Source organism: Nocardioides coralli (assembly GCF_019880385.1).
Taxonomy (GTDB): Bacteria; Actinomycetota; Actinomycetes; order Propionibacteriales; family Nocardioidaceae; genus Nocardioides; species Nocardioides coralli.
Genome location: NZ_CP082273.1, coordinates 325,331 through 346,186 on the forward strand (window position 1 = coordinate 325,331; position 20,856 = coordinate 346,186).

The 20,856-nt window shown below is 72.8% G+C and carries 24 protein-coding genes; 16 read left to right on the forward strand and 8 right to left on the reverse strand.

The features are described from left to right. Nucleotides 1–44: 44 nt before the first annotated feature. Nucleotides 45–1,439 (reverse strand): DNA repair protein RadA, encoded by a 1,395-nt coding sequence (radA, locus tag K6T13_RS01615; protein WP_222896453.1) that lies wholly within the window; start codon nt 1,437–1,439, stop codon nt 45–47. Between the two features lie 70 nt (nt 1,440–1,509). Here radA and K6T13_RS01620 point away from each other — a divergent pair, with 70 nt between their 5' ends. Further along, nucleotides 1,510–2,541, forward strand: coding sequence for a LacI family DNA-binding transcriptional regulator (locus K6T13_RS01620; RefSeq protein ID WP_222896454.1), 1,032 nt, complete (start codon nt 1,510–1,512; stop codon nt 2,539–2,541). Nucleotide 2,542: 1 nt separating this feature from the next. On the opposite strand, the gene K6T13_RS01625 is transcribed toward K6T13_RS01620, so the two are convergent. Further along, entirely contained in the window at nt 2,543–3,508 is a 966-nt protein-coding gene (locus K6T13_RS01625; RefSeq protein ID WP_222896455.1) for an AraC family transcriptional regulator, read from the reverse strand. A 147-nt stretch (nt 3,509–3,655) separates the two neighbouring features. Here K6T13_RS01625 and K6T13_RS01630 point away from each other — a divergent pair, with 147 nt between their 5' ends. Continuing rightward, nucleotides 3,656–3,886, forward strand: a complete 231-nt coding sequence (locus K6T13_RS01630; RefSeq protein WP_222896456.1) for a hypothetical protein — start codon at nt 3,656–3,658, stop codon at nt 3,884–3,886. Here K6T13_RS01630 and K6T13_RS01635 read toward each other — a convergent pair. From K6T13_RS01635 to K6T13_RS01645, 3 genes are all read right to left on the reverse strand, one after another. Beyond that, nucleotides 3,861–4,448, reverse strand: a complete 588-nt coding sequence (locus K6T13_RS01635) for a class I SAM-dependent methyltransferase (protein ID WP_222896457.1) — start codon at nt 4,446–4,448, stop codon at nt 3,861–3,863. The genes K6T13_RS01630 and K6T13_RS01635 overlap by 26 nt on opposite strands. A gap of 119 nt (nt 4,449–4,567) precedes the next feature. Beyond that, on the reverse strand, nt 4,568–5,224 hold the full coding sequence (locus K6T13_RS01640; protein WP_346729098.1) for a VOC family protein: 657 nt from the start codon (nt 5,222–5,224) through the stop codon (nt 4,568–4,570). A 49-nt stretch (nt 5,225–5,273) separates the two neighbouring features. Further along, nucleotides 5,274–6,035: a DUF3109 family protein gene (locus tag K6T13_RS01645; RefSeq protein ID WP_222896459.1), complete on the reverse strand. Its 762-nt coding sequence runs from the start codon at nt 6,033–6,035 to the stop codon at nt 5,274–5,276. A 33-nt stretch (nt 6,036–6,068) separates the two neighbouring features. Here K6T13_RS01645 and K6T13_RS01650 point away from each other — a divergent pair, with 33 nt between their 5' ends. From K6T13_RS01650 to K6T13_RS01705, 12 genes are all read left to right on the forward strand, one after another. Beyond that, a complete protein-coding gene (locus tag K6T13_RS01650) occupies nt 6,069–7,010 on the forward strand; it encodes a Ppx/GppA family phosphatase (protein ID WP_222896460.1) in 942 nt (313 codons plus the stop codon). A gap of 4 nt (nt 7,011–7,014) precedes the next feature. Next, on the forward strand, nt 7,015–7,800 hold the full coding sequence (locus tag K6T13_RS01655; protein ID WP_222896461.1) for a sugar phosphate isomerase/epimerase family protein: 786 nt from the start codon (nt 7,015–7,017) through the stop codon (nt 7,798–7,800). After that, nucleotides 7,800–8,390, forward strand: a complete 591-nt coding sequence (locus tag K6T13_RS01660) for a TetR/AcrR family transcriptional regulator (RefSeq protein WP_222896462.1) — start codon at nt 7,800–7,802, stop codon at nt 8,388–8,390. The genes K6T13_RS01655 and K6T13_RS01660 overlap by 1 nt, the downstream gene beginning before the upstream one ends. A gap of 27 nt (nt 8,391–8,417) precedes the next feature. Continuing rightward, nucleotides 8,418–9,131 (forward strand): ABC transporter ATP-binding protein, encoded by a 714-nt coding sequence (locus K6T13_RS01665; RefSeq protein WP_222896463.1) that lies wholly within the window; start codon nt 8,418–8,420, stop codon nt 9,129–9,131. After that, nucleotides 9,128–9,865, forward strand: coding sequence for an ABC transporter permease (locus tag K6T13_RS01670; protein WP_222896464.1), 738 nt, complete (start codon nt 9,128–9,130; stop codon nt 9,863–9,865). The genes K6T13_RS01665 and K6T13_RS01670 overlap by 4 nt, the downstream gene beginning before the upstream one ends. A 72-nt stretch (nt 9,866–9,937) precedes the next feature. Next, complete coding sequence (locus K6T13_RS01675; RefSeq protein WP_222896465.1) at nt 9,938–10,873, forward strand: proline dehydrogenase family protein; 936 nt, start codon at nt 9,938–9,940, stop codon at nt 10,871–10,873. Nucleotides 10,874–10,901: 28 nt separating this feature from the next. Further along, complete coding sequence (proC, locus tag K6T13_RS01680; RefSeq protein WP_222896466.1) at nt 10,902–11,705, forward strand: pyrroline-5-carboxylate reductase; 804 nt, start codon at nt 10,902–10,904, stop codon at nt 11,703–11,705. Nucleotides 11,706–11,779: 74 nt separating this feature from the next. Then, a complete protein-coding gene (locus K6T13_RS01685; RefSeq protein WP_222896467.1) occupies nt 11,780–12,964 on the forward strand; it encodes an acetoin utilization protein AcuC in 1,185 nt (394 codons plus the stop codon). Nucleotides 12,965–13,148: 184 nt separating this feature from the next. Then, a complete protein-coding gene (locus K6T13_RS01690) occupies nt 13,149–13,352 on the forward strand; it encodes a helix-turn-helix domain-containing protein (RefSeq protein WP_222896468.1) in 204 nt (67 codons plus the stop codon). Nucleotides 13,353–13,509: 157 nt separating this feature from the next. Beyond that, on the forward strand, nt 13,510–13,611 hold the full coding sequence (locus K6T13_RS01695) for a 30S ribosomal protein bS22 (protein WP_008356322.1): 102 nt from the start codon (nt 13,510–13,512) through the stop codon (nt 13,609–13,611). Between the two features lie 16 nt (nt 13,612–13,627). Beyond that, the gene (locus K6T13_RS01700; protein ID WP_222896469.1) at nt 13,628–14,677 is read left to right on the forward strand and encodes an NAD-dependent epimerase/dehydratase family protein; all 1,050 of its coding nucleotides are present in this window, start codon (nt 13,628–13,630) and stop codon (nt 14,675–14,677) included. Then, nucleotides 14,670–15,845: a lysophospholipid acyltransferase family protein gene (locus tag K6T13_RS01705; RefSeq protein WP_222896470.1), complete on the forward strand. Its 1,176-nt coding sequence runs from the start codon at nt 14,670–14,672 to the stop codon at nt 15,843–15,845. The genes K6T13_RS01700 and K6T13_RS01705 overlap by 8 nt, the downstream gene beginning before the upstream one ends. Before the next feature lie 12 nt (nt 15,846–15,857). Here the strand turns inward: K6T13_RS01705 and K6T13_RS01710 are convergent, their stop codons facing one another. The 3 genes from K6T13_RS01710 to K6T13_RS01720 all read right to left on the reverse strand — a co-directional run bounded on the left by K6T13_RS01710 (nt 15,858) and on the right by K6T13_RS01720 (nt 18,956). After that, nucleotides 15,858–17,051, reverse strand: a complete 1,194-nt coding sequence (locus K6T13_RS01710; RefSeq protein ID WP_222896471.1) for a DUF5667 domain-containing protein — start codon at nt 17,049–17,051, stop codon at nt 15,858–15,860. Nucleotides 17,052–17,178: 127 nt separating this feature from the next. After that, nucleotides 17,179–17,970 (reverse strand): sigma-70 family RNA polymerase sigma factor, encoded by a 792-nt coding sequence (locus K6T13_RS01715; protein WP_222896472.1) that lies wholly within the window; start codon nt 17,968–17,970, stop codon nt 17,179–17,181. 107 nt (nt 17,971–18,077) lie between these two features. Next, nucleotides 18,078–18,956 carry an HAD family hydrolase gene (locus K6T13_RS01720; protein ID WP_222896473.1) on the reverse strand — a complete coding sequence of 293 codons (879 nt, stop codon included), beginning with the start codon at nt 18,954–18,956 and terminating at the stop codon, nt 18,078–18,080. A gap of 54 nt (nt 18,957–19,010) precedes the next feature. Between K6T13_RS01720 and K6T13_RS01725 the strand changes: the two genes are divergently transcribed. Together K6T13_RS01725 and K6T13_RS01730 are read left to right on the forward strand one after the other, a co-directional pair. Next, the gene (locus tag K6T13_RS01725; RefSeq protein ID WP_222896474.1) at nt 19,011–20,612 is read left to right on the forward strand and encodes a class I adenylate-forming enzyme family protein; all 1,602 of its coding nucleotides are present in this window, start codon (nt 19,011–19,013) and stop codon (nt 20,610–20,612) included. Then, nucleotides 20,609–20,851, forward strand: a complete 243-nt coding sequence (locus K6T13_RS01730) for a glutaredoxin family protein (protein WP_222896475.1) — start codon at nt 20,609–20,611, stop codon at nt 20,849–20,851. Before K6T13_RS01725 ends, K6T13_RS01730 begins: the two co-directional genes overlap by 4 nt. Nucleotides 20,852–20,856: the final 5 nt, after the last annotated feature.

Sequence of the window (20,856 nt, forward strand, 5' to 3'; positions counted from 1 at the left end):
GTTGGCAGTCTAGGAGATCGTGAGCCCCACGCGGGGATCGTTCGTCATCGCTCCCGCTCCTTGATCAGCGAGAGGAGCCGCAGGCAGGTGGCGATGTCGGGGACCTCGATCACCCGCATGCCGTCGACCTGCCGGTCCTGGCCCGAGGGCCCCTGGTGCCGACCGGGGACGACGGCCACCTGGAAGCCCAGCCGCGCCGCCTCGGAGATCCGCTGCGGCAGGTCGCGCACCTTGCGGAGCTCGCCCGCGAGCCCGAGCTCGCCCATCGCCACCACCCCCCGCGGCGCGGGCCGGTCGGCCGATGCCGAGGCGAGGGCGAGGGCGAGGGCCAGGTCGGTCGCCGGCTCGGTGAGCCGCACGCCCCCGACGGTCGAGGCGAAGACGTCGTGGCTCTGCAGCCGGATCCCGCCGTGCTGCTGCAGCACCGCCAGCACCATCGCCATCCGCGAGCCGTCGAGCCCGCTGGTGGTACGCCGGGGGCGCTCGGCGGCCGTCGGGGTCACCAGCGCCTGCACCTCGGCCAGCAGCGGTCGCCGCCCCTCCATCGTCACCGCCACGCAGGTGCCCGGGACCTGCTGGGCGTGCTGCTCCACGAAGAGCCCGGTCGGGTCGGTGACGGCCACGATGCCCTCCGCCGAGAGGTCGAAGCAGCCCACCTCGTCGACGGGGCCGAACCGGTTCTTGAGCGCGCGGACCATCCGGAACCGCGAGTTGCGGTCACCCTCGAAGCCGAGGACCACGTCGACCACGTGCTCGAGCACGCGCGGGCCGGCGATGGTGCCGTCCTTGGTCACGTGGCCCACGATCAGCGTGGTGATGTTGCGGGTCTTGGCGACCCGGATCAGCGCCGCCGCCACTTCCTTGACCTGGGTGACGCCGCCGGGGACCCCGTCGACGCCGCTGGCGCCGATCGTCTGCACGGAGTCGACCACCAGCAGTTCGGGCCGCACCTGCTCGATGTGGGTCAGCACCGCGCCGAGGTCGGTCTCGGCCGCGAGGTAGAGCTCGTCGTGCACACCGCCGGTGCGGTCGGCTCGCAGCCGCACCTGGGAAGCGGACTCCTCGCCGGTGACGTAGAGGGTGCGACGCTGGTAGCGCGCGGTCTGGGCGGCCACCTCGAGCAGCAGGGTGCTCTTGCCGACGCCCGGCTCGCCGGCCATGAGGATCGCCGCGCCCGGGACCAGCCCGCCCCCCAGCACGCGGTCGAGCTCGGGGACCCCGCTGCTGCGGAACGCCGATGCTTCGACCGGGACCTGGCCGATCGGCACCGCGGGCGCCGTCACCGCCGAGGCGGTGGCCCGGGTGGTGGGTGCAGCCGCGGCTTCGGCGACCGAGCCCCAGGCCTGGCACTCGCCGCAGCGGCCCACCCACTTGGCGGTCTCCCAGCCGCACTCGCTGCAGCGGTAGGCCGGGCGGGTGCGGGCGGGGCTCTTCGGCATGGGGCAGACGCTAGGTCACGACACCGACATCGGCCGGTATGGTGTGGTTGGAACGATCAAGGGGGCTCCCATGACGCGTACCTCGGGATACGTGCCCACGACCCCGCCGACGCTGGCCGACGTGGCCGAGCTGGCGGGTGTCTCGCGGCAGACGGTGTCGAACGCCGTCAACAACCCCGACCTGCTGCGTGCCGACACCCTCAGCCGCGTGCTCGAGGCGATCGACGAGCTGGGCTACTCGCCCAACCGCGCCGCCCGCAACCTGCGCACCCGGGCGAGCCACCTCATCGGGTTGCGGTTCGCCCCCGCGCAGGAGGGCACCGCCAACGCCACCATGGACCGGTTCGTGCACTCGCTCGTCGAGACCTCCAGCGCGGCCGGCTACCACGTCCTGCTCTTCCCCGGCGACCTCGAGGACCCCACCGCTGGCTACGACGCGCTGCTGCGCTCCACCGCGGTCGACGCCTTCGTCGCCACCGACACCTACCTCGGCAACCCGCAGGCGGCCTGGCTGGAGGCCCGCCGTGCGCCGTTCGTGGCCTTCGGCAGGCCTTGGGACAACCCCGACGCCGCCCACCCCTGGGTCGACGTCGACGGCGCGGCTGGCGCCGAGATCGCGACGACCCACCTGCTCGAGAAGGGGCATGAACGGATCGCCTGGCTGGGCTGGCACAAGGACCAGGTGATCGGCGAGGACCGCCGCGCCGGCTGGACCCGGGCGATGCGTTCGCGCGGCCTGTCGACCACGGGCCTGGCCTCCCGCTCCGAGGACACCGTCAACAGCGGTCGCGAGGCCAGCGCACACCTGCTGGAGGAGGCGCGTCCGACCGGGTTCGTGTGCGCCTCGGACACCCTGGCGGTCGGGGTCATGCACACCCTCGCCGAGCGAGGGCTGGTGGCGGGGCGTGACGTGGCGGTGGTCGGCTTCGACGACTCGCAGGTCGCCCAGACCGTCCCGCCCGGCCTGACCTCGGTCCGGCAGCCGCTCGAGGACGTGGCGGTCGAGATCGTGCGTGCCCTGGAGGGCCTGCTCGGTCACCCGCCCGTACGCCGTGGCGGCGTGCTGCTCGAGCCGGAGCTGGTCGTCCGCGGGACGACCTGACTCACCGGCCGTGGTGCGTCACGGCGAACGGCGAGGCAGGAGGAGCGGCCCGCAGCTCTGCCCGCCACCGTCCCGGAGCCAGACCGTGACGGCGCGAGAAGGCGCGGCTGAACGCGGGTTCCGTGGAGTAGCCCACCGCACGGGCGATCGTGCTGACCGGGTCGTCGGTGTCGCGCAGCAGCCGTGCCGCCTGGTCGAGGCGGACCCGGGTGAGGTAGGCCCCGGGCGGCGACCCGACGAGGTCGCGGAAGCGCCGCTTGAACGTCGCGGGCGACAGGGAGACGCGTGCGGCCAGCTCCTCGACGGGCAGCGGGTGGCGGTGCTCGGTGTGGATCGTCCGGATCGCGGCGCCGATCGCGGGGTCGCGCAGCCCGGCGAGCCAGCCGAGCTCCCGTCCGTCCCGCGTCGCCGCCCAGGCCCGCACGACGTGGATGAGCAGCGCGTCGGCGACCCGGTTCATCACGGTGGCCGAGCCGGGACCTGGTCCGGCGGCCTCGCCGGCGAGGACGCGCACCAGGCTGCGGGTGGCCTCGTCGAGCGCACCGGACTCGAGGTGCATCACCGGGGGCAGCAGCTCCAGCAAGGGATGGGGCCCGCCCCGTGCGTCGAAGAGGTAGCCGCCGCAGACCAGGACGGTCTCGCCGCCGTCGCCCCCCAGCCGGAAGGAGCGGAGCTCCCCGGCCTCAGCGTCCCCCATCAGCTCCGACAGCGGCGTGACCGGTGACCCGGGGCGGTCGGTCAGCACGTGGCCGTGGCCGTGGGGGACCAGGGCGATGTCGCCGGAGCCCAGCCGGACCTGCTCTCCCGACTCGAGCACCAGCAGGCACGAGCCGGAGGCGACGACGTGGAAGCCGGCGACGGGCGCCGCCTCGCAGGCCAGGCCCCACGGCACCCGGAACCGCACGTGGGCGAAGACGACGCCGGTGGTCCGCGTGGCGTCGACGACGTCGGTGAGCACGTCGAGCACGACACCGAGACTACGCCGCGTGTGACTGACCGGGTCGGACCTTGATCCGTACGGGTACGAAGCCGAGCCGGGTGAGCATCGACCGGATCTCCGCGCGGACCTAGCGTGATCGGGAAGCAACCAGCCACGAGACGGCGGAGGTGGGCGATGGCCCCGACAGGACGGCAGCACGACGGTGTGGGACTCGACGGCCGGTGCGGCCTGGCGGCGGTGTTCGGCCGGGCGGACAGCGGTGACCCGCGGTGGCATCGCACCATCGACGGCACGACCGTGCACTTCCACAGCCGCGCGGTCAGGCTGACCAGCTATCTCGTCACGGGGCGGATCCGTCGCCTGCTGCACGAGGAACGCCTCACCAGTGACGGACCCAGAGGTTGACGGCGTAGTCCACCGACGTCCCGGCGTACGTCGCGAGGACCTCCTCGGCGACGGCGGTGGGCAGCTCGATCCGCACCACCGCCTCGAGGTCGGCGCGTGAGTCGAACTCCCACCTGAGGTCGAGGGGGTGGCGGGTCCAGCCGCGCCGCGACCAGAACCGCTCCACGGCCGTGGGGTCCACCGCGGGGAAGCCGCGGCGGAACCAGCCGCCGAAGGTGGACCGGGTCGGGTCGTTGTCGATGACGAACGCCGTGCCGCCCCGGCGCACCACCCGGTCGAGCTCGGCGAGCCCCGGCTCGCAGCCGGGACCGAAGAAGTAGGCCCAGCGCGCGTGGACCACGTCGACCGAGCGGTCCGGCAGCGGCAGTGCCTCCGCCTGTCCCGCGAGCACCTCCACGTTGTCGAGCCGGCGGGTGCGTCGGCGGGCCAGGGCGACCAGCGGCGGGTGCGGCTCGACCCCGGTCACCCGCGCCGCGACCGTCGCGAAGCGAGGCAGGTGGAACCCCGAGCCGCAGCCGATGTCGAGGACGTCCCGGCCGGACCAGCTCGCGAGGGAGGCCATCGTGTCCGCGAGGACACCGGCCCGGTCGAGGGCCCGGTTCTCGACCTCGTACGTCGCCGGGTGCTGCCAGATGTTGGGGCTCGGTCGAGGTCTGGGCGCGCCCGTCGCGACCTCCTCGGTCAGATCCGGACGAGCCCGTGCGGCGTCTGGACCTGGGCGGCGATGATGCCGGGGGTGCCGTTCGGGGCGACCCACTCGACCTTGACGTCCTCCAGGGGCGCCTCGACGGTCTCCCCGAGCCACTCCGAGACCCGCTGGGGGTCGCCGGCGATCTCCAGGCACGCGAGGGAGTACGCAGGGTCGGCGCCCGTGCTCGGGTGCAGGTCGGCCGGGCTGTCCCACTGGACGAAGAACGGCAGCTGCGGGTCGGCGATCAGACCGTTGACGCCGATCTGCTTCCACCGCAGCTCGGTCCCGTCGGGCCGGTGGCGGTTGCCGTTGGCGGACTCGCGTCCGAGCCGGGTCTCGACGGCCGCGATGTCGTCGACGGAGACGACCCAGCCGAGCCAGCCGCCGCCGAGCTGCGAGCGGGCGCGCACGGCCTGCCCGAAGGGCGCCTTGTCGGAGGCCGGGTGGTCGAGGACCTCGACGACCTCGAGGTAGGTGCGGTCAGCGAGGGGGAGCACCATGTTCCGCGTCCCGAACCGCGGATGGACGCCCCCGTCCTTGAACTCCGTGCCGAGCAGTCCCCCGATTCGCTGGGCAGTGCTGGCAAGGCCATCAGGTCCCGCTGCAAATGAGAGATGGTCCAAGCGCATGCCTCTCATTGTCAGCATTGCGTCTGGTGCCCGGGACGGCGGGGTCGAGTTGTCTTGATGTCGAGAGTCAGCGCGGATCGGCTGGGTGGAGGGCCAGCGCGGACCGTGACCGCAGGTGCGCCTCGCACAGCCGGACGAGCTCGGCGTACGCCGGCGCCCCCATCAGCTCGGTGAGCTCGGCGGCGTTGGTGACGTAGAGCGGCTCCACGGCGACGTGGGCCTCGGTGTTGCCCGAGCAGTACCAGTCGAGGTCGTGGCCGCCGGGGCCCCAGCCACGGCGGTCGTACTCGGTGATCGTCACCTCGGTGTAGGAGGTCTCGTCCTGCCGCTCGACGGTGCGGAAGGTGCGCCGGATGGGCAGCTGCCAGCAGACGTCCGGCTTGGTCTCCAGCGGGTTGCGTCCCTGCTCGAGCGCCAGCAGGTGCAGCGCGCAGCCCGCGCCGGCGTGGAAGTCGGTGCGGTTGTGGAAGACGCAGGCCGACTGACCCGCGACCTCGTGGGTCCGGGTCTTGGGCTCGCCGTCCTCGTCCTTCTCGACCCAGTCGCCCTTGCGCACCCTGCGGCCGGGGTGGAACTGCCACTGCTCGGGGGTCAGCTCCGCGACGAAGCCCGCCACCCGTCGCTGGTCGTCCGTGTCGGAGAAGTGGGCCCCCAGCGTGCAGCAGCCGGTGTCGGGCGAGGTGCTGTAGATGCCCGGGCAGCCCTGGCCGAAGATGCAGGTGTAGCCGGAGGTCAACCAGGTCAGGTCGCAACGGAACACCTGGTCGGCGTCGTCAGGGTCGACGAACTCGACGAACGCGCGAGGGAAGTCGAGGTCCACTTCGGGCACGGAGCAACACTACGCGGCAGGTAGTTTGGGCCCATGCGTCTGGGCGTGCTCGACATCGGGTCCAACACCGGCCACCTCCTGGTGGTCGACGCCCACGACGGTGCGGCACCGCTGCCGGCCTACTCCTACAAGGAGCCGCTGCGCCTCGCCGAGCACCTCGACGAGGACGGTGCCATCAGCGACGAGGGCGTCGACGCCCTGGCCCAGTTCACGGGTCAGGCGCAGCGGGTGGCCGAGGACAAGGGCTGCGAGGAGATGCTGGCCTTCGCGACCTCGGCCGTGCGCGACGCCGTCAACAGCCACGAGCTGCTCGACGAGGTGAGCACCCGGACCGGCCAGGTCATCACGGTGCTGCCGGGCGAGGACGAGGCCCGGCTGACCTTCCTCGCCGTACGCCGGTGGTTCGGCTGGTCCTCGGGCCGGCTGGCGGTGTTCGACATCGGTGGTGGGTCCCTGGAGATCGCGGCCGGCACGGCCGAGGCACCGGACGTCGCCTGGTCGCTGCCGCTCGGGGCGGCGCGGCTCGCCCGCGACCACCTCTCCGGCGATCGCGACGAGGACACGATCCGCGCCCTGCGCAAGAAGATCCGCGCCGAGATCGCCCACGACGCCGGCAACCTGCTGCGTTCGGGGCGGCCGGACCACGCGGTGGCGACGTCGAAGACCTTCCGCTCCCTCGCCCGGATCTGCGGGGCGGCGCCGGCGGGCGAGGGAATGCTGGTGCCGCGGATGCTGCCGCTGGAGGAGATGAACGACTGGATCCCCAAGCTGGCGGCGATGTCGGAGAAGGAGCTGCGGGACCTCCCGGGCGTCTCGCCGAGCCGGACCCACCAGATCCTCCCGGGTGCCCTGGTCGCGGTCGCCGTCATGGAGATCTTCGACCTGCCGGAGCTCGAGATCTGCCCGTGGGCGCTGCGGGAGGGCGTCATCCTCGAGCGCATCGACGCGATCAGCCGGGCCACGAACGGCCGCTGACCCCGTGACGCGGATCGGACTGTCGACGGCCTCGGTCTACCCCGAGTCCTCTGCGCACGCCTTCACGTGGGCGAGCCGGCTCGGCTACGACGCCGTGGAGGTCATGGTCGGCATCGACGCGCTGAGCCAGCAGGTCTCGGCCGTGCGGCAGCTGTCGGACCACCACGAGATCCCCATCTCGGCGGTGCACGCGCCGTGCCTGCTGTTCACGCAGCGCGTCTGGGGGCTCGAGCCGTGGGGCAAGCTGGAGCGCTCGGCCGAGATGGCCGAGGCGGTCGGTGCCGAGGTCGTCGTCGTGCACCCGCCGTTCCGCTGGCAGCGCGAGTACGCCGCCGGCTTCGTCGACGGCATCGCGGCACTCGAGGCCTCGACCGGGATCGCCTTCGCCGTCGAGAACATGTATCCGTGGCGGGCCTCCTCCCGCCGGGGCATGGAGATGTACGCGCCGGGCTGGGACCCCTCCACCGAGCCCTACGCCCACACGGCGATCGACCTCTCCCACGCCGCCATCGCCGCCTCCGACCCGATCGAGATGGCCGTGCGGATGGGGTCGCGGCTGACGCACGTCCACCTGACCGACGGCACCGGGTCCGCCAAGGACGAGCACCTGGTGCCCGGTCGCGGGGTCATGAGGGCCGCCGAGTTCCTCACCCACGTCGCCGACTCCGGCTTCTCCGGTGACGTCGTCGTCGAGATCAACACCCGCAAGGCGACCACCCGCGAGCAGCGGGAGACCGACCTGCGCGAGTCCCTGGAGTTCGCGCGCGAGCACTTCGCGGTGAGCGCCTGATGGCCGGAGCGCGTCGCGGCCGCCGGCCCGGTGCCCCGGACACCCGGGCAGCGATCCTCGCGGCCGCGCGGTCGCAGTTCGCCAGCCACGGGGTCGCCGGCGCGACGATCCGGGGCATCGCCGGTGAGGCGGGTGTCGACGCCGCCCTGGTCCACCACTACTTCGGCAGCAAGGACGACCTGTTCATGGCGGCGATGGAGTTGCCCGTCGACCCGCGGCAGGTGCTCGCCCCGGTGATCGCCGCCGGGCCCGAGGGTGCCGCCGAGCGCTTCCTGCGTGCCCTCCTGGAGGCCTGGGACGACCCCGACCTGCAGCCCACGCTGGTGGGGTTCGTGCGGGGGGTGCTCGAGCCCGGCGGGGCCCGCCTCCTGGCGGAGGGCTTCCTGCCCGTGGTCATCGAGCCGGTCGGACGCGCCCTCGGGCTCGACCGCCCCGAGCACCGGATGCCGTTGGTGGCCAGCCAGGTCATCGGCATCGTGATGCTCCGCTACGTGCTGCGGGTCGAGCCGCTGGCCTCGATGCCCCGGGAGCGGCTGGTGGCGACGTACGCCCCCACCGTGCAGCGCTACCTGACCGGACCCTTGCCCTGAGGGCCGAGCGGGCGCATAATTCAACGTATGATGAAAAACGCGGTGGAGGTCGGCGGGCTCCGGGTGGTGCGCGGACGGCGGCGGGTCCTCGACGGGCTCGACGTCAGCATCGGTGGTGGGGTCACCGGACTGCTCGGGCCGAGCGGGTGCGGCAAGACCACCCTGATGCGGTGCCTGGTCGGGGTGCAGGTGGTCGAGTCCGGCAGCGTGCAGGTCTTCGACCAGCCGGCCGGCAGCGCCCCGCTGCGCGACCGGGTCGGCTACCACACCCAGGCGGCGAGCGTGTACGACGACCTCACCGTCGCCGGCAACCTCACCTTCTTCGCGCGGGTGCGCGGGCTCGGCCGCGACGCCGTCGAGCGGGCGGTCGCGGCGGTGGAGCTCGACGACCACGCCGACCAGCTCGTCGGCGACCTGAGCGGTGGCCAGCGCTCGCGCGCCAGCCTGGCGGTGGCGCTGCTCGGCGACCCCGACCTGCTGGTCCTCGACGAGCCCACCGTCGGCCTCGACCCGGTGCTGCGCCGCCAGCTCTGGGGCCTCTTCCACACCCTGGCCGATGCCGGGTCGGCGGTCTTCGTCTCCAGCCACGTGATGGACGAGGCCGAGCGGTGCGACCGCCTGCTCCTCATGCGGGAGGGGGCGATCATCGCCGACGGCAGCCCCGAGGAGATCCGGTCACGCACCGGCTCGCCCGACATCGAGCACGCCTTCCTCGCGATCGTGGGAGGTGAGGCGGCATGAGCCCCCGCGTGACGCTGGCGGTGGCCGGTCGGGTGCTGGCGCAGATCCGCCACGACCACCGCACCCTGGCGATGCTGCTGCTGGTGCCGGCCCTGCTGATGACGCTGCTGTGGTGGATCTTCTCGGAGGTGCCCGGTGGCGCCTTCGACCGTGCCGGACCGGGGCTGCTCGCGCTCTTCCCGTTCGTGATCATGTTCCTGGTCACCAGCGTGACCACCCTGCGCGAGCGCTCCGGCGGGACCCTCGAGCGGCTGCTGTCGATGCCGATGGACAAGCCGGACTTCCTCTTCGGCTACGCCCTGGCCTTCGGCCTCATGGCAGCGCTGCAGTCGGTGGTCGCGGTGGTCGTGTCGGTCACGCTGCTCGGCCTCGACCTGGCGGGCCCGGTCTGGCTGCTCACCGTCGTGGCGGTCGCCGACGCGGTGCTCGGCACCTCCCTCGGCCTGTTCGTCAGCGCCTTCGCCCGCAGCGAGTTCCAGGCCGTCCAGTTCATGCCGGTCTTCGTGGTGCCCCAGATGCTGTTGTGCGGGCTCCTGGTCCCCCGCGACACGATGCCGACGGTCCTCGAGGCGATCAGCGACGTGCTGCCGCTGTCCTACGCGGTCGACGCCATGCAGACGCTGACCCGTACCAGCGAGACGACCGAGGTCTGGCAGGACCTCGGCGTGGTGGCCGGGTTCGTCGTCGTCGGGCTGGCCCTCGGCGCGGCCACCCTGCGCCGGCGTACGCCGTGAGCGGACCCGCCGGCGAGCCGGTCACCGGCCACGAGTAGGGCCGCAGTCGACTCGCCGCGTAACCTGTCCCGCATGCCCCTGCTCCGCCAGCCGCTGCTGCTCCTCGCGCGCAGCCAGCAGGTGAAGAAGCTCGTCAGCACCATGCCCGTGTCCTCGGGGATCGTGAACAGCTACGTCCCCGGTGAGACGACCGACGCCGCCGTCGACGCCACCGCGGGCCTGGTCGAGTCCGGCCTCACCGTCACCCTGGACTACCTCGGCGAGGACACCCTCGACCTCGAGCAGGCCGACGCCACGGTCGCGGCGTACGTCGACGTGCTCAAGGAGCTCTCGGGGCGCGGGCTGGCGGGTCGGGCCGAAGTCTCGGTGAAGCTGTCGGCGGTCGGCCAGGCGCTGCCCGACAACGGCGAGAAGGTGGCGCTCGAGAACGCCCGCACCATCTGCCGCGCCGCCCGCAATGCCGGCACGACGGTGACCCTCGACATGGAGGACCACACCACCACCGACTCCACGCTGCGGATCCTGCGCGAGCTGCGCAAGGACTTCCCCGAGACCGGCGCGGTGCTGCAGGCCGCCCTCCACCGCACCGAGGCCGACTGCCGCGCGCTGGCCCACGAGGGCTCGCGCGTCCGGCTGTGCAAGGGCGCCTACCTCGAGCCCGAGGCGGTCGCCTTCCAGGACCGGATCGACATCGACAAGTCCTACGTCCGCTGCCTCAAGGTGCTGCTGGGCGGCCAGGGCTACCCCATGATCGCCACCCACGACCCGCGCATGGTCGACATCGCCTCCTCGCTGGCCAGCCGCTACGGCCGCGAGAAGGGCACCTACGAGTTCCAGATGCTCTACGGGATCCGGCCGACCGAGCAGCAGCGTCTCGCCGACGCCGGCGAGACCGTGCGGGTCTACATCCCCTACGGCACCGAGTGGTACGGCTACCTCATGAGACGCCTCGCGGAGAAGCCGTCCAACCTGTCATTCTTCCTGCGATCGCTGGTCTCGAAGAGCTGACCGCACCCGCCCTCTGGAGGAGGAACCCATGAGCCAGACCGCCATCCTCGGCGCGGGCGTCATGGGGGAGACGCTGCTCTCGGGCCTGGTCCGGGCAGGCCGCCGGGTCGACCGGCTGCTGGTGGGGGAGAAGCGCCCCGAGCGCGCCCGGGAGCTGGAGGAGCGGTACGGCGTCTCCGTGGTCTCCAACGTCGACGCCACCCGCAAGGCCGACACCGTCGCGATCGTCGTGAAGCCGCAGGACATGGCGGGCCTGCTCGACGAGGTCGCCTCCGAGCTGCGCCCCGGCCAGCTGGTGGTCTCGCTGGCCGCCGGCATCACCACGGCGTTCATCGAGGCGAGGGTGCCCGCGGGGGTCGCCGTGGTGCGGGTCATGCCCAACACCCCCGCCCTCGTCGACGAGGGCATGGCGGCGATCGCCCCCGGCTCGCACTGCGACGACGAGCACCTCGCGGTCGCCGAGTCCCTGATGGCCTCCACCGGCAAGGTGCTGCGGGTGCCCGAGCGCCAGATGGACGCCGTCACCGCCATCTCCGGGTCCGGCCCGGCCTACATCTTCTACGTCGTGGAGTCGATGATCGAGGCCGGCGTCCACCTCGGGCTGCCCCGGGCGACGGCGACCGAGCTGGTCGTCCAGACCGTGGTGGGGTCGGCCCACATGCTGCGCGAGACCGGCTCCCACCCCGTCGTGCTCCGCGAGCAGGTCACCTCGCCGGCCGGCACGACCGCGGCGGCGCTCCGCGAGCTCGAGGTGCACAAGGTCCGCGCCGCCTTCCTCGCAGCGATGGAGGCCGCTCGCGACCGCTCCCGGGCGCTGGCGGAGGGCAGCTGAGGGTGCCCGCCCTTCGGTAGCCGAGGCCGTTCGGCGGCGCGGCTACCGTGGCGCGCTCGGATACGCTCGCCGCCATGGTGGAGTGCTCCGGTCCGGCGACGGTCGTCTTCGACCCGAGCCTCACCGAGTACGACTTCGGTCCCACCCACCCGATGTCACCGCTGCGCGTCGACCTCACCATGCGGCTGGCCGCCGCGCTCGGCGTCACCGGCGACCGGCTGCGGCTGGTCGAGGCCCCCTTCGCGACGGAGGAGGAGCTCCTCACGGTCCACGAGCCGCGGCTGGTCGAGGCGGTGGTTCGGGCGGGCACGACCGCCGACTACACCGACGAGTTCGGGCTCGGCAGCGACGACAACCCCGTCTTCCGGGACATGCACGTCGCCGCTGCCCACGTCGTCGGCGCCAGTGTCGAGGCCGCCGAGCAGGTGTGGAGCGGGCGCAGCCTCCACAGCGCCAACATCACCGGTGGCCTCCACCACGGCATGCCGGGGCGGGTGAGCGGCTTCTGCGTCTACAACGACGTGGCGGTGGCGATCCGCCGGTTGCTCGACAGCGGAGCGAAACGGGTCGCCTACGTCGACGTCGACGTGCACCACGGTGACGGCGTGGAGCACATCTTCTGGAACGACCCGCGGGTGCTCACCGTCTCCCTCCACGAGACGGGGCAGATGCTCTTCCCGGGCACCGGCTTCGCGCACGACATCGGCGGGCCGGACGCCGAGGGCACCGCGGTCAACGTGGCGCTCCCGCCCGGCACCTCGGACGGCGGCTGGCTACGGGCCTTCCACGCGGTGGTGCCGCCGGTGCTGCGCGCCTTCGAGCCCGACGTGCTCGTGACCCAGCACGGCTGCGACTCCCACATCGACGACCCGCTGGCCCACCTCATGCTCACCGTCGACGGTCAGCGCGCCGCCTACGAGGCTCTCCACGAGCTGGCGCACGAGGTCTGCGGGGGCCGCTGGGTCGCGACGGGCGGCGGCGGCTACGCCGTCGTCGACGTCGTGCCCCGCGCCTGGACCCATCTGCTCGCGATCGTCTCGGGACGGCCGCTGCCGCCCGACACCGACACCCCCGAGGAGTGGCGCGAGCACGTGCGGACCCGGCTGGGCCGCACGCCCCCGTTCCGGCTGACCGACGGCCGCACCCCGGCCTGGCGGGACTGGTCGGAGGGCTACGACCCCGACTCCTGGCTCGACCGCGCCATCAACGCCACCCGCACCGAGACCTTTCCCCGACTCGGGATCGACCCCTTGCCCTGAGGCGCCGGACACGACACGGTAAAGAATGTGCTCGCCGCAAGGAGACACGCCGTGATCCCACGAGTTTCATGAGTGATTTGCTTCCCCATCAATCACAGGAGGCTCTATCCTTCACGTGGCGTGCACGAAGGGCCCGCCGGCGGGGAAGCCGGCGGCGTGACGCGCGCGAGAAAGTCGGTGCACGATGGCGAACACCCCTGGGGACTACACGGACCCGAAGTTCCTGACGGTGGCTGAGGTCGCCGCGATGATGCGCGTCTCGAAGATGACCGTCTACCGCCTCGTGCACTCCGGCGAGCTGCCGGCGGTCCGGGTCGGGCGGTCCTTCCGCGTGACCGAGGAGGACGTCGACGAGTACCTCCGCAAGAGCTTCTACAGCGCCGGCTGACCCCGACCTCCCCCTCGGCAGGCGAGACGCCCTCGACCTGACCGGCGGTCCCGTGGTGGACTGGGTGCACCTCGATGCGGGTCGGGCACGCGTCGGCGGATAGGCTGGCCGCCGCTGCCGGCGACCGGCAGCGGCATCGCAGTCGAAAGGTCTATCTGTGGGTTCTGTCATCAAGAAGCGGCGCAAGCGCATGGCGAAGAAGAAGCACCGCAAGCTGCTGAAGAAGACCCGGGTCCAGCGCCGCAAGCTCGGCAAGTAGTCGCCCCGGTCCAACCATGAGCGCCGCCGGCAAGGTCGTCCTGGTCACCGGGGTCTCCCGCGATCTCGGTCGCCGGCATGCGCGCGCCCTCACCTCCGCACCCGGCATCGCCCGGGTGATCGGTGTCGACGCCGTCCCCCCGCGGGGCGACATCGGTGACGTCTCCTTCGTCCGCGCCGACATCCGCAAGCCGGTGATCGCCAAGGTGATCGCCAAGGAGGACGTCGACACCGTCGTCCACATGAGCGTGATCGCCACCCCCGGCAGCGCCGGCGGCCGCCACACCATGAAGGAGCTCAACGTCCTCGGGACGATGCAGCTCCTCGCGGCGGCCCAACGGGCGCCCGGGCTCCGGCACCTCGTGGTCAAGTCGACCTCGACCGTCTACGGCGCGAGCAGCCGCGACCCCGCGATGTTCACCGAGGACATGGAGCCCCGCCGCCAGCCGCGGTCGGGCTACGCGAAGGACGCCGCCGAGGTCGAGGGCTACGTCCGCGGCTTCGCCCGCCGACGGCCGGACGTCCGGGTGACCCTGCTCCGGTGCGCCAACGTGATCGGGCCCGAGGTGCACAGCCCCATCACCTCCTACTTCCGGCTCCCGGTCATCCCGACCGTCCTCGGCTTCGATCCCCGGATGCAGTTCCTCCACCAGGACGACCTGCTCGCCGTCCTCGAGCACGCCGTGGTCACCGACATCGCCGGGACCTACAACGTCGCCGGCGACGGGATGCTGATGCTGTCCCAGGCGATCCGGCGGCTGCAGCGCCCCTCGGTGTCCCTGCCCTCCTTCGCCGTCGGCCGCCTCGGCTCGGCGCTCCGGCGGGCACGGCTCGCCGACTTCTCCCCCGAGCAGCTCGGACTGCTCACCTTCGGGCGCGGCGTCGACACCACGCGGATGCGGGAGGAGCTCGGCTTCGAGCCGCGCCACACGACCGCGTCGGCCTTCGCCGACTTCGCCCGCTCGGTCACCCCGACCGCCGACCAGGCCGCACGGCTGCTCGACCGTGCCACCGCAACCGTGGGTGCGACGACCATGCTCGACCAGACAGGAGCCGGCCGTGGGTGACGCCGAGATCATCCCGATCGGGACCCGGGGCCGACCCGGACGCGGCAGCGGGACCGCTCGTCCCTCGTCGGCGGCCCGCGACCTCGCCCCCGCCTCCCACCGGCGTACGCCGGGGAAGCCTCGCGCGGCGGAGCCGGCCCCGACCGAGCCGGACCCCACGCCGAACGACGCCGCAGCAGAGCAGCCGGCCGAGCCGGTTGCCGCACCCGGCGCCGGCCCGGGCCCCACGACCACGCGCGAGCGGGCCCCGCTCTCCGGGATCTCGCCGGGCGAGTGGCTGGCGGGCTTCCAGCAGGCGGCCGTCGAGCTCTTCGGCGACGACTGGGAACACGAGCTGGCACGCTTCCTGGCCTTCCTGCGGCGCCGGGTGACCGGCGACTACACCGTCGACGAGTACGGCTTCGACCGCGAGATCACCGAGCGGTTCTTCATGACCGCGCTTCGCCCCATCGCCGAGAAGTGGTTCCGCATCGAGGTGACCGGCCTGGAGAACCTGCCGACCGAGGGCGGCGCCCTCGTGGTCTCCAACCACTCCGGCACCGTCCCGGTCGACGCGCTGATGACGATGGTGACCGTCCACGACCAGACCGGGCGCCACCTGAGGATGCTCGGGGCCGACCTCGTCTTCCAGATGCCCTTCGTCAGCACGATGGCCCGCAAGGGCGGAGCCACCCTCGCCTGCACCGAGGATGCCGAGCGGATGCTCGGCGGGGGCGAGCTCGTCGGGGTCTGGCCCGAGGGGTTCAAGGGCATCGGCAAGCCCTACAGCGAGCGCTACAAGCTGCAGCGCTTCGGTCGGGGCGGCTTCGTGTCCGCCGCGATCCGCACCGGGGTGCCGATCGTGCCGCTCTCGGTGGTGGGCGCCGAGGAGATCTACCCGCTCGTCGGCAACGTCCCGTCACTCGCGCGTCTGCTCGGCGTCCCCTACATCCCGATCACGCCGTTCTTCCCCTGGCTGGGACCGCTGGGCATGGTGCCGCTGCCGTCGAAGTGGCTCATGGAGTTCGGCGAGCCGATCCGCACCGACGACTACGAGCCCGGCTCGGCCGACGACCCGATGCTGGTCTTCGACGTGACGGACCAGGTGCGCGAGACCATCCAGCAGACGCTCTACTCGCTGCTGCTCCAGCGCGACACGGTGTTCCGCGGCGGGCGCGGGGAGGACTGAACCGGCCCCGGATCAGGGCAGGTCGGGCAGGACGTCGTCGACGTCCTCCACGACGTCGTCGACGACCTCGCCCACGCCGGGGACGACCGGCACGCCAGTGAGGCCGCCGGCGCCACCGCCACCACCGGCGCCACCGCCGCTGGTCGGGGTGCCGCCGGTCTGGCCGCCGGTGAGGCCGTTGGTGAGGTCGCCGAGCGGGCCACCTCCGCCGCCGCCTCCGGAGCCGGATCCGCCGCCGGCGGGACTCGGGACGTCGTCGACGGACGGCAACGGACTCGTCGCCTGACCGCCGGTGCTGGGCTTGTCGCCACCCTTCGTGCCCGGGGCGGCCTGGCCACCGCCGTCCGGCCGGATCGTGGTGGCCGGGAGCAGGGTGCTCGGGAGGACGACGGCCGGCTCGGCGACCTGTCCGGCCGCGAGCAGGACCGGCGGGATCTGGGCGACGCCGCCGCGGCACGACGGGCAGGCCAGCGCCGCAGCCTCGTCGATGCGGTCGATCACCTGGGCCGCGTAGCGCAGCTCGTCGCGCGCCACGTCGGGCAGCAGCTCCTCGAGCTCGGTGAGCATCGCCATGCTGTCCTCGGTGAACTCGCGCAGGTCCTCGACCGACTCCTTGTCGCCGGTCTCGGCGTAGTCGGCCAGCACCAGGTCGGAGGCCGCCGTCGCCTGGTCGGCGAAGTCGAGCAGCGCCTGCTCGACGTAGGCGCCGTCGGCGTCGTCGCCGGAGCGGCTGAGCGCCGCCGCCTCCTCGAGGCGGACCGTGGCGTCGGCCAGCAGCGACTCGCCGCGCGCCTGGTTGCTGGTGTGGATCTCGGTGCCGGCGCTCTCCATGGCCCGCTTGAGCGGGTAGAGCATCTCACCGGGCAGCGCCGTCTGGGCGGCGACCGCGAGGGAGGTGGTGGCACCGACCACGGCCAGACCGCCGACGGCGGCGGCGATCCGGCGGTCGCGGGCCGAGCGCCGCGGGGGCAGCGTCAGCCGCTGGGTGTCCTCGGAGGGCTGGAGCAGGGTGTCGGCGGCCTCGAGGAGCTGGACGCGCAGGTCGGCGGTGAAGTCGGCCCGCGGCTCGGGGCGGGGGAGGGTGCGGAGGCCGGCGACGAGCTCGAGCTGGTCGGCGAAGCGCGCGCCCGGAGCGTCCCCGGTCGAGCCGGCCTCGACCAGGGAGTCGAACTCCTCGGCGCGTCGTCGCGCCATGAACACGCTCATCCCACGGACCCTTCAGAACGTTGTGTCGAACCCTTGCGGGCCCCCGTCGACCGCACCAACGACGCCGCGGCGGGGGAGGTTACGGGGTGTGACGCAGGAGGGCTAGACATCTTCGCGAACCTGTGCATCAGCCCCGCACCCCCTCGGGCAGGCGCTTGGCGAGGTTGCGGACCCCGCGCAGCTGCAGCTGCTTGACGGCACCGTCGCTGCGGCCGAGCACCTCCGCGGTCTCGGCGATGCTCATCCCCTGCAGGAAACGCATGATCAGGCAGTCGCGCTGCTCGTCGGGCAGCTCGCCGAGCGTCTGCAGCAGCACCTCGTTGGTGAGCGAGGCGAGGACGGCCGGCTCGGGACCCTCGGTGGCGTCGTCGTGGGTCGCCATGTCCTCGGTGGTGACCTCGAGCCGGGTCTTGCCGGCCTTGAAGTGGTCGGTGCACAGGTTGCGGGCGATGGTCATCAGCCAGGCGCCGAAGTCCTTCCCCTGCCAGCGGAAGTTGCTCATCGAGCGCAGTGCGCGGAAGAAGGTCTCCGAGGTGAGGTCCTCGGCCAGCTGCTGCGAACGGGTGCGGTAGAAGAGGAACCGGTAGACCGAGCCCTGGTAGTGGTCGTAGAGCATCCCGAAGGCGTCCTTGTCGCCGCCGCGGGCCAGCTCGACGAGGGCGATCAGCCGGCTCCGCTCGGCCTCGTCGTCCTCGGAGGAGGCGGCGTGCTCGGCGTCGTCGTAGCCGCCGCGACCGGGACCGCTGCTGACGGCGGCCTCGCTGAGCAGCCAGCCTGCGGGCACGGAGCCACCGGCAGTCGAGAGCGCCGGCAGCGGCTGCCCGAGGATGATGGCAGCGACAGCAGCGCGCAGGGCGTCGAGCCCGCGTGCTCCGTCGCTGGATCCCCACTCCGTCTTGATGATGACCCTCCCGGTCATACAGCTTCCCCCGAAGCCTCGAATCATCGTAAGACGGTGGTTCGGAGGGGGGAACCCTTCGACGGAAAAACGTGTCCCAGGCCACAAGTGGCCACGGGCGGTCTGGACTACCGCCGGTTGCGGAGCGCGACGCCGGCGGCGACGGCCCCGCTCAGGGCGCCCGCGGCAGCACCCAGGACCAGTCCCGTACGGGCCGCCTTGCGACCGGTCCGGTAGTCGCGGACCCGCCAGCCGTGGGCTCGGGCGTGGGCCCGCAGCCGGCTGTCGGGGTTGATGGCGCAGGGGTCCCCCACCAGGCTCAGCATCGGCAGGTCGTTGAAGCTGTCGGAGTACGCCGAGCAGCGGGCCAGGTCGAGCCCTTCCCGGGAGGCCAGCGCCTTGATCGCCTCCCCCTTGGCCGGCCCGTGCAGCATGTCGCCGACCAGACGCCCGGTGTAGACGCCGTCGACGTGCTCGGCGACCGTGCCCAGCGCGCCGGTCAGTCCCAGTCGGCGGGCGATGATCCGGGCGATCTCGACCGGCGCCGCGGTAACCAGCCACACCCGCTGGCCCTGGTCGAGGTGGAGCTGGGCCAGCGCGCGGGTCCCGGGCCAGATCCGGTGGGCCATGGCCTCGTCGAAGATCTCCTCGCCCAGCTCCTCGAGCTCGGCGACCGTGTGCCCGGCGATGAAGGCGAGCGCCGAGTTGCGGGCATCGGCGACGTGCTCGGGGTCCTCGACGCCCACGACCCGGAAGTAGGCCTGCTTCCACGCGGCTCCCGCGATCTCGCGGGTCGTGAAGAACTGGCGACGGTGCAGGCCCCGCGCCAGGTGGAAGATGCTCGCTCCCTGCATGACGGTGTTGTCGACGTCGAAGAAGGCAGCCGAGGTGGCGTCGGCCGGCGTGCTCAGCGCGGTCTCGACCTCGGCTGCGGACGCCGCCGCCTCTCCCGCGAGGACCGACCGCTGCTGGAGGTCGAGGGGCCGGCGCGCGGAGTCCTTGGCCATGCCCGCGATCGTAGACCCCCGCGCGGGCTCAGCGGGTGTGCGAGGATCGCGATCATGTCTGTCCAGCAGGACGTGGCCGACCTGGTGGCGTCTGCCGCGGCGGAACGGCCGGATGCGATCGCCGTCGTCGAGGCGAGCGGACGCCACCTGACGTGGGGCGGGCTCGAGGACCAGGTGGCCCGCGTGGCCAGCGGTCTCGGCGCAGCCGGGGTGGTCGCCGGGCAACGGGTGATGGTGGTCCTCGGCAACCGGCTCGAGTTCGTGACGACCTACCTCGGGGTGCTGCGCGCCCAGGCCGTCGCGGTTCCCGTCAACCCGGGGTCGACCGCCGGCGAGCTGGCGCGGATGCTCGCCGACTCCGGGACGCGGCTGGTGGTGGGCGAGCCCGACACGCTGCCGGCGGTCCGGGAGGCGGTGGCGACCGTCGACCGGTTGCGGTCCGGCGACCCGGGCGACCTCGATCCCACGCTCCGCGAGCGCGCGGCCCCCGTACGGGTCGTGGCGGTCGGGGGCGAGGCGCAGGGCACCGAGCTCTCCTACGACGACCTGGTCGCCGTCGAGCCGCGGGCGGTTCCTCCCCTACGTGACCCGGAGAAGCTGGCGGCGCTCCTCTACACCTCGGGCACCTCGGGGGTCCCGCGCGCCGCGATGCTCACCCACCGCGCGCTGCTGGCCAACGTCGAGCAGGTCGCCGCTGTCGAGCCGCCGATGATGCACGGCGACGACGTCGTGCTCGGGGTGTTGCCGCTGTTCCACGTCTACGGGCTCAACGCCGTCCTCGGCGGCGTGCTGCGCCACCGTGCGCGACTGGTGCTCGCCGAGCGTTTCGACCCGGACGCCACGCTCGACCTGATCGAGGACGAGGCCTGCAGCGTGCTCCCCGTCGCCCCCGCCGTCTTCGGCCACTGGCTGCGCGAGGAGCAGCTGCGGGAGCGGCTGGGGCCGGTGCGGCTGGTGCTGTCCGGATCGGCTCCACTGGCTGCCGAGAGCGCCCGGGCCTTCACCGAGGCCACCGGTCTCCCGGTCCACCAGGGCTACGGCCTCACCGAGGCCGCGCCCGTGGTGACGAGCACGCTGTGCTCGGCGGAGCTCCACGACGGCTCGGTCGGTGCGGCGCTGCCCGGCATCGAGCTGCGCCTGGTCGACGACCGGGGGGAGCCGCCGGTCGGTGAGGACCCCGGCGAGATCGAGGTGCGGGGCGCCAACCTGTTCAGCGGCTACTGGCCCGACGGCCAGGACGGCCCCGACGCCGAGGGGTGGTGGGCGACGGGCGACGTCGGGTTCCTCGACCCGTCCGGTGACCTCTACCTGGTCGACCGGCTCAAGGAGCTGGTGATCGTCTCGGGATTCAACGTCTACCCGGTCGAGGTGGAGGACGTGGTCCGCGAGGTCGAGGGTGTCGCCGAGGTCGCCGTGATCGGGGTCGCCGACGAGGACACCGGCGAGGCGGTGGTGGCCTACGTGCGCGCCACGGGCCGCGACCCGGCCGACGTCGAGGCGGCCGTGCGCGAGCACTGCGCGGGTCGGCTGGCCCGGTTCAAGCAGCCCACCCGGGTCGAGGTCGTCGACGAGCTGCCGCTGACCGTCACCGGCAAGGTGCAGAAGGGCCGGCTCCGCGGCCTCGAACGTCGACGGGCGCTGGGGCTGCTGGAGTGACCGACCCTCGCGTCACCCTCTACAGCCGTCCCGGCTGCCACCTCTGCGACGTCGCCCGCGAGGTGATCGTGCGGGTCTGCGACGACCTCGGCGAGCAATGGACCGAGGTCGACATCGACACCGACGACGCGTTGCGCGACCGGTTCCGGGACGAGATCCCGGTGACCTTCGTCGACGGCCGCCAGCACGACTTCTGGCGGGTCGACGAGCAGCGGCTGCGGGCGGCTCTCCGGGGCTGAGAACA

What these genes read in the sequence shown, in the direction of transcription:
- K6T13_RS01700 (WP_222896469.1), top strand. Translation starts at nt 13,628, where the DNA reads ATGAGCGCCGCCGGCAAGGTCGTCCTGGTCACCGGGGTCTCCCGCGAT.
- K6T13_RS01660 (WP_222896462.1), top strand. Translation starts at nt 7,800, where the DNA reads ATGGCCGGAGCGCGTCGCGGCCGCCGGCCCGGTGCCCCGGACACCCGG.
- K6T13_RS01685 (WP_222896467.1), top strand. Translation starts at nt 11,780, where the DNA reads ATGGTGGAGTGCTCCGGTCCGGCGACGGTCGTCTTCGACCCGAGCCTC.
- K6T13_RS01675 (WP_222896465.1), top strand. Translation starts at nt 9,938, where the DNA reads ATGCCCCTGCTCCGCCAGCCGCTGCTGCTCCTCGCGCGCAGCCAGCAG.
- radA (WP_222896453.1), bottom strand. Translation starts at nt 1,439, where the DNA reads ATGCCGAAGAGCCCCGCCCGCACCCGCCCGGCCTACCGCTGCAGCGAG.
- K6T13_RS01725 (WP_222896474.1), top strand. Translation starts at nt 19,011, where the DNA reads ATGTCTGTCCAGCAGGACGTGGCCGACCTGGTGGCGTCTGCCGCGGCG.
- K6T13_RS01665 (WP_222896463.1), top strand. Translation starts at nt 8,418, where the DNA reads ATGATGAAAAACGCGGTGGAGGTCGGCGGGCTCCGGGTGGTGCGCGGA.
- K6T13_RS01630 (WP_222896456.1), top strand. Translation starts at nt 3,656, where the DNA reads ATGGCCCCGACAGGACGGCAGCACGACGGTGTGGGACTCGACGGCCGG.
- K6T13_RS01710 (WP_222896471.1), bottom strand. Translation starts at nt 17,051, where the DNA reads ATGAGCGTGTTCATGGCGCGACGACGCGCCGAGGAGTTCGACTCCCTG.
- K6T13_RS01635 (WP_222896457.1), bottom strand. Translation starts at nt 4,448, where the DNA reads ATGGCCTCCCTCGCGAGCTGGTCCGGCCGGGACGTCCTCGACATCGGC.
- K6T13_RS01620 (WP_222896454.1), top strand. Translation starts at nt 1,510, where the DNA reads ATGACGCGTACCTCGGGATACGTGCCCACGACCCCGCCGACGCTGGCC.
- K6T13_RS01640 (WP_346729098.1), bottom strand. Translation starts at nt 5,224, where the DNA reads ATGCTGACAATGAGAGGCATGCGCTTGGACCATCTCTCATTTGCAGCG.
- proC (WP_222896466.1), top strand. Translation starts at nt 10,902, where the DNA reads ATGAGCCAGACCGCCATCCTCGGCGCGGGCGTCATGGGGGAGACGCTG.
- K6T13_RS01715 (WP_222896472.1), bottom strand. Translation starts at nt 17,970, where the DNA reads ATGACCGGGAGGGTCATCATCAAGACGGAGTGGGGATCCAGCGACGGA.
- K6T13_RS01670 (WP_222896464.1), top strand. Translation starts at nt 9,128, where the DNA reads ATGAGCCCCCGCGTGACGCTGGCGGTGGCCGGTCGGGTGCTGGCGCAG.
- K6T13_RS01720 (WP_222896473.1), bottom strand. Translation starts at nt 18,956, where the DNA reads ATGGCCAAGGACTCCGCGCGCCGGCCCCTCGACCTCCAGCAGCGGTCG.
- K6T13_RS01650 (WP_222896460.1), top strand. Translation starts at nt 6,069, where the DNA reads ATGCGTCTGGGCGTGCTCGACATCGGGTCCAACACCGGCCACCTCCTG.
- K6T13_RS01690 (WP_222896468.1), top strand. Translation starts at nt 13,149, where the DNA reads ATGGCGAACACCCCTGGGGACTACACGGACCCGAAGTTCCTGACGGTG.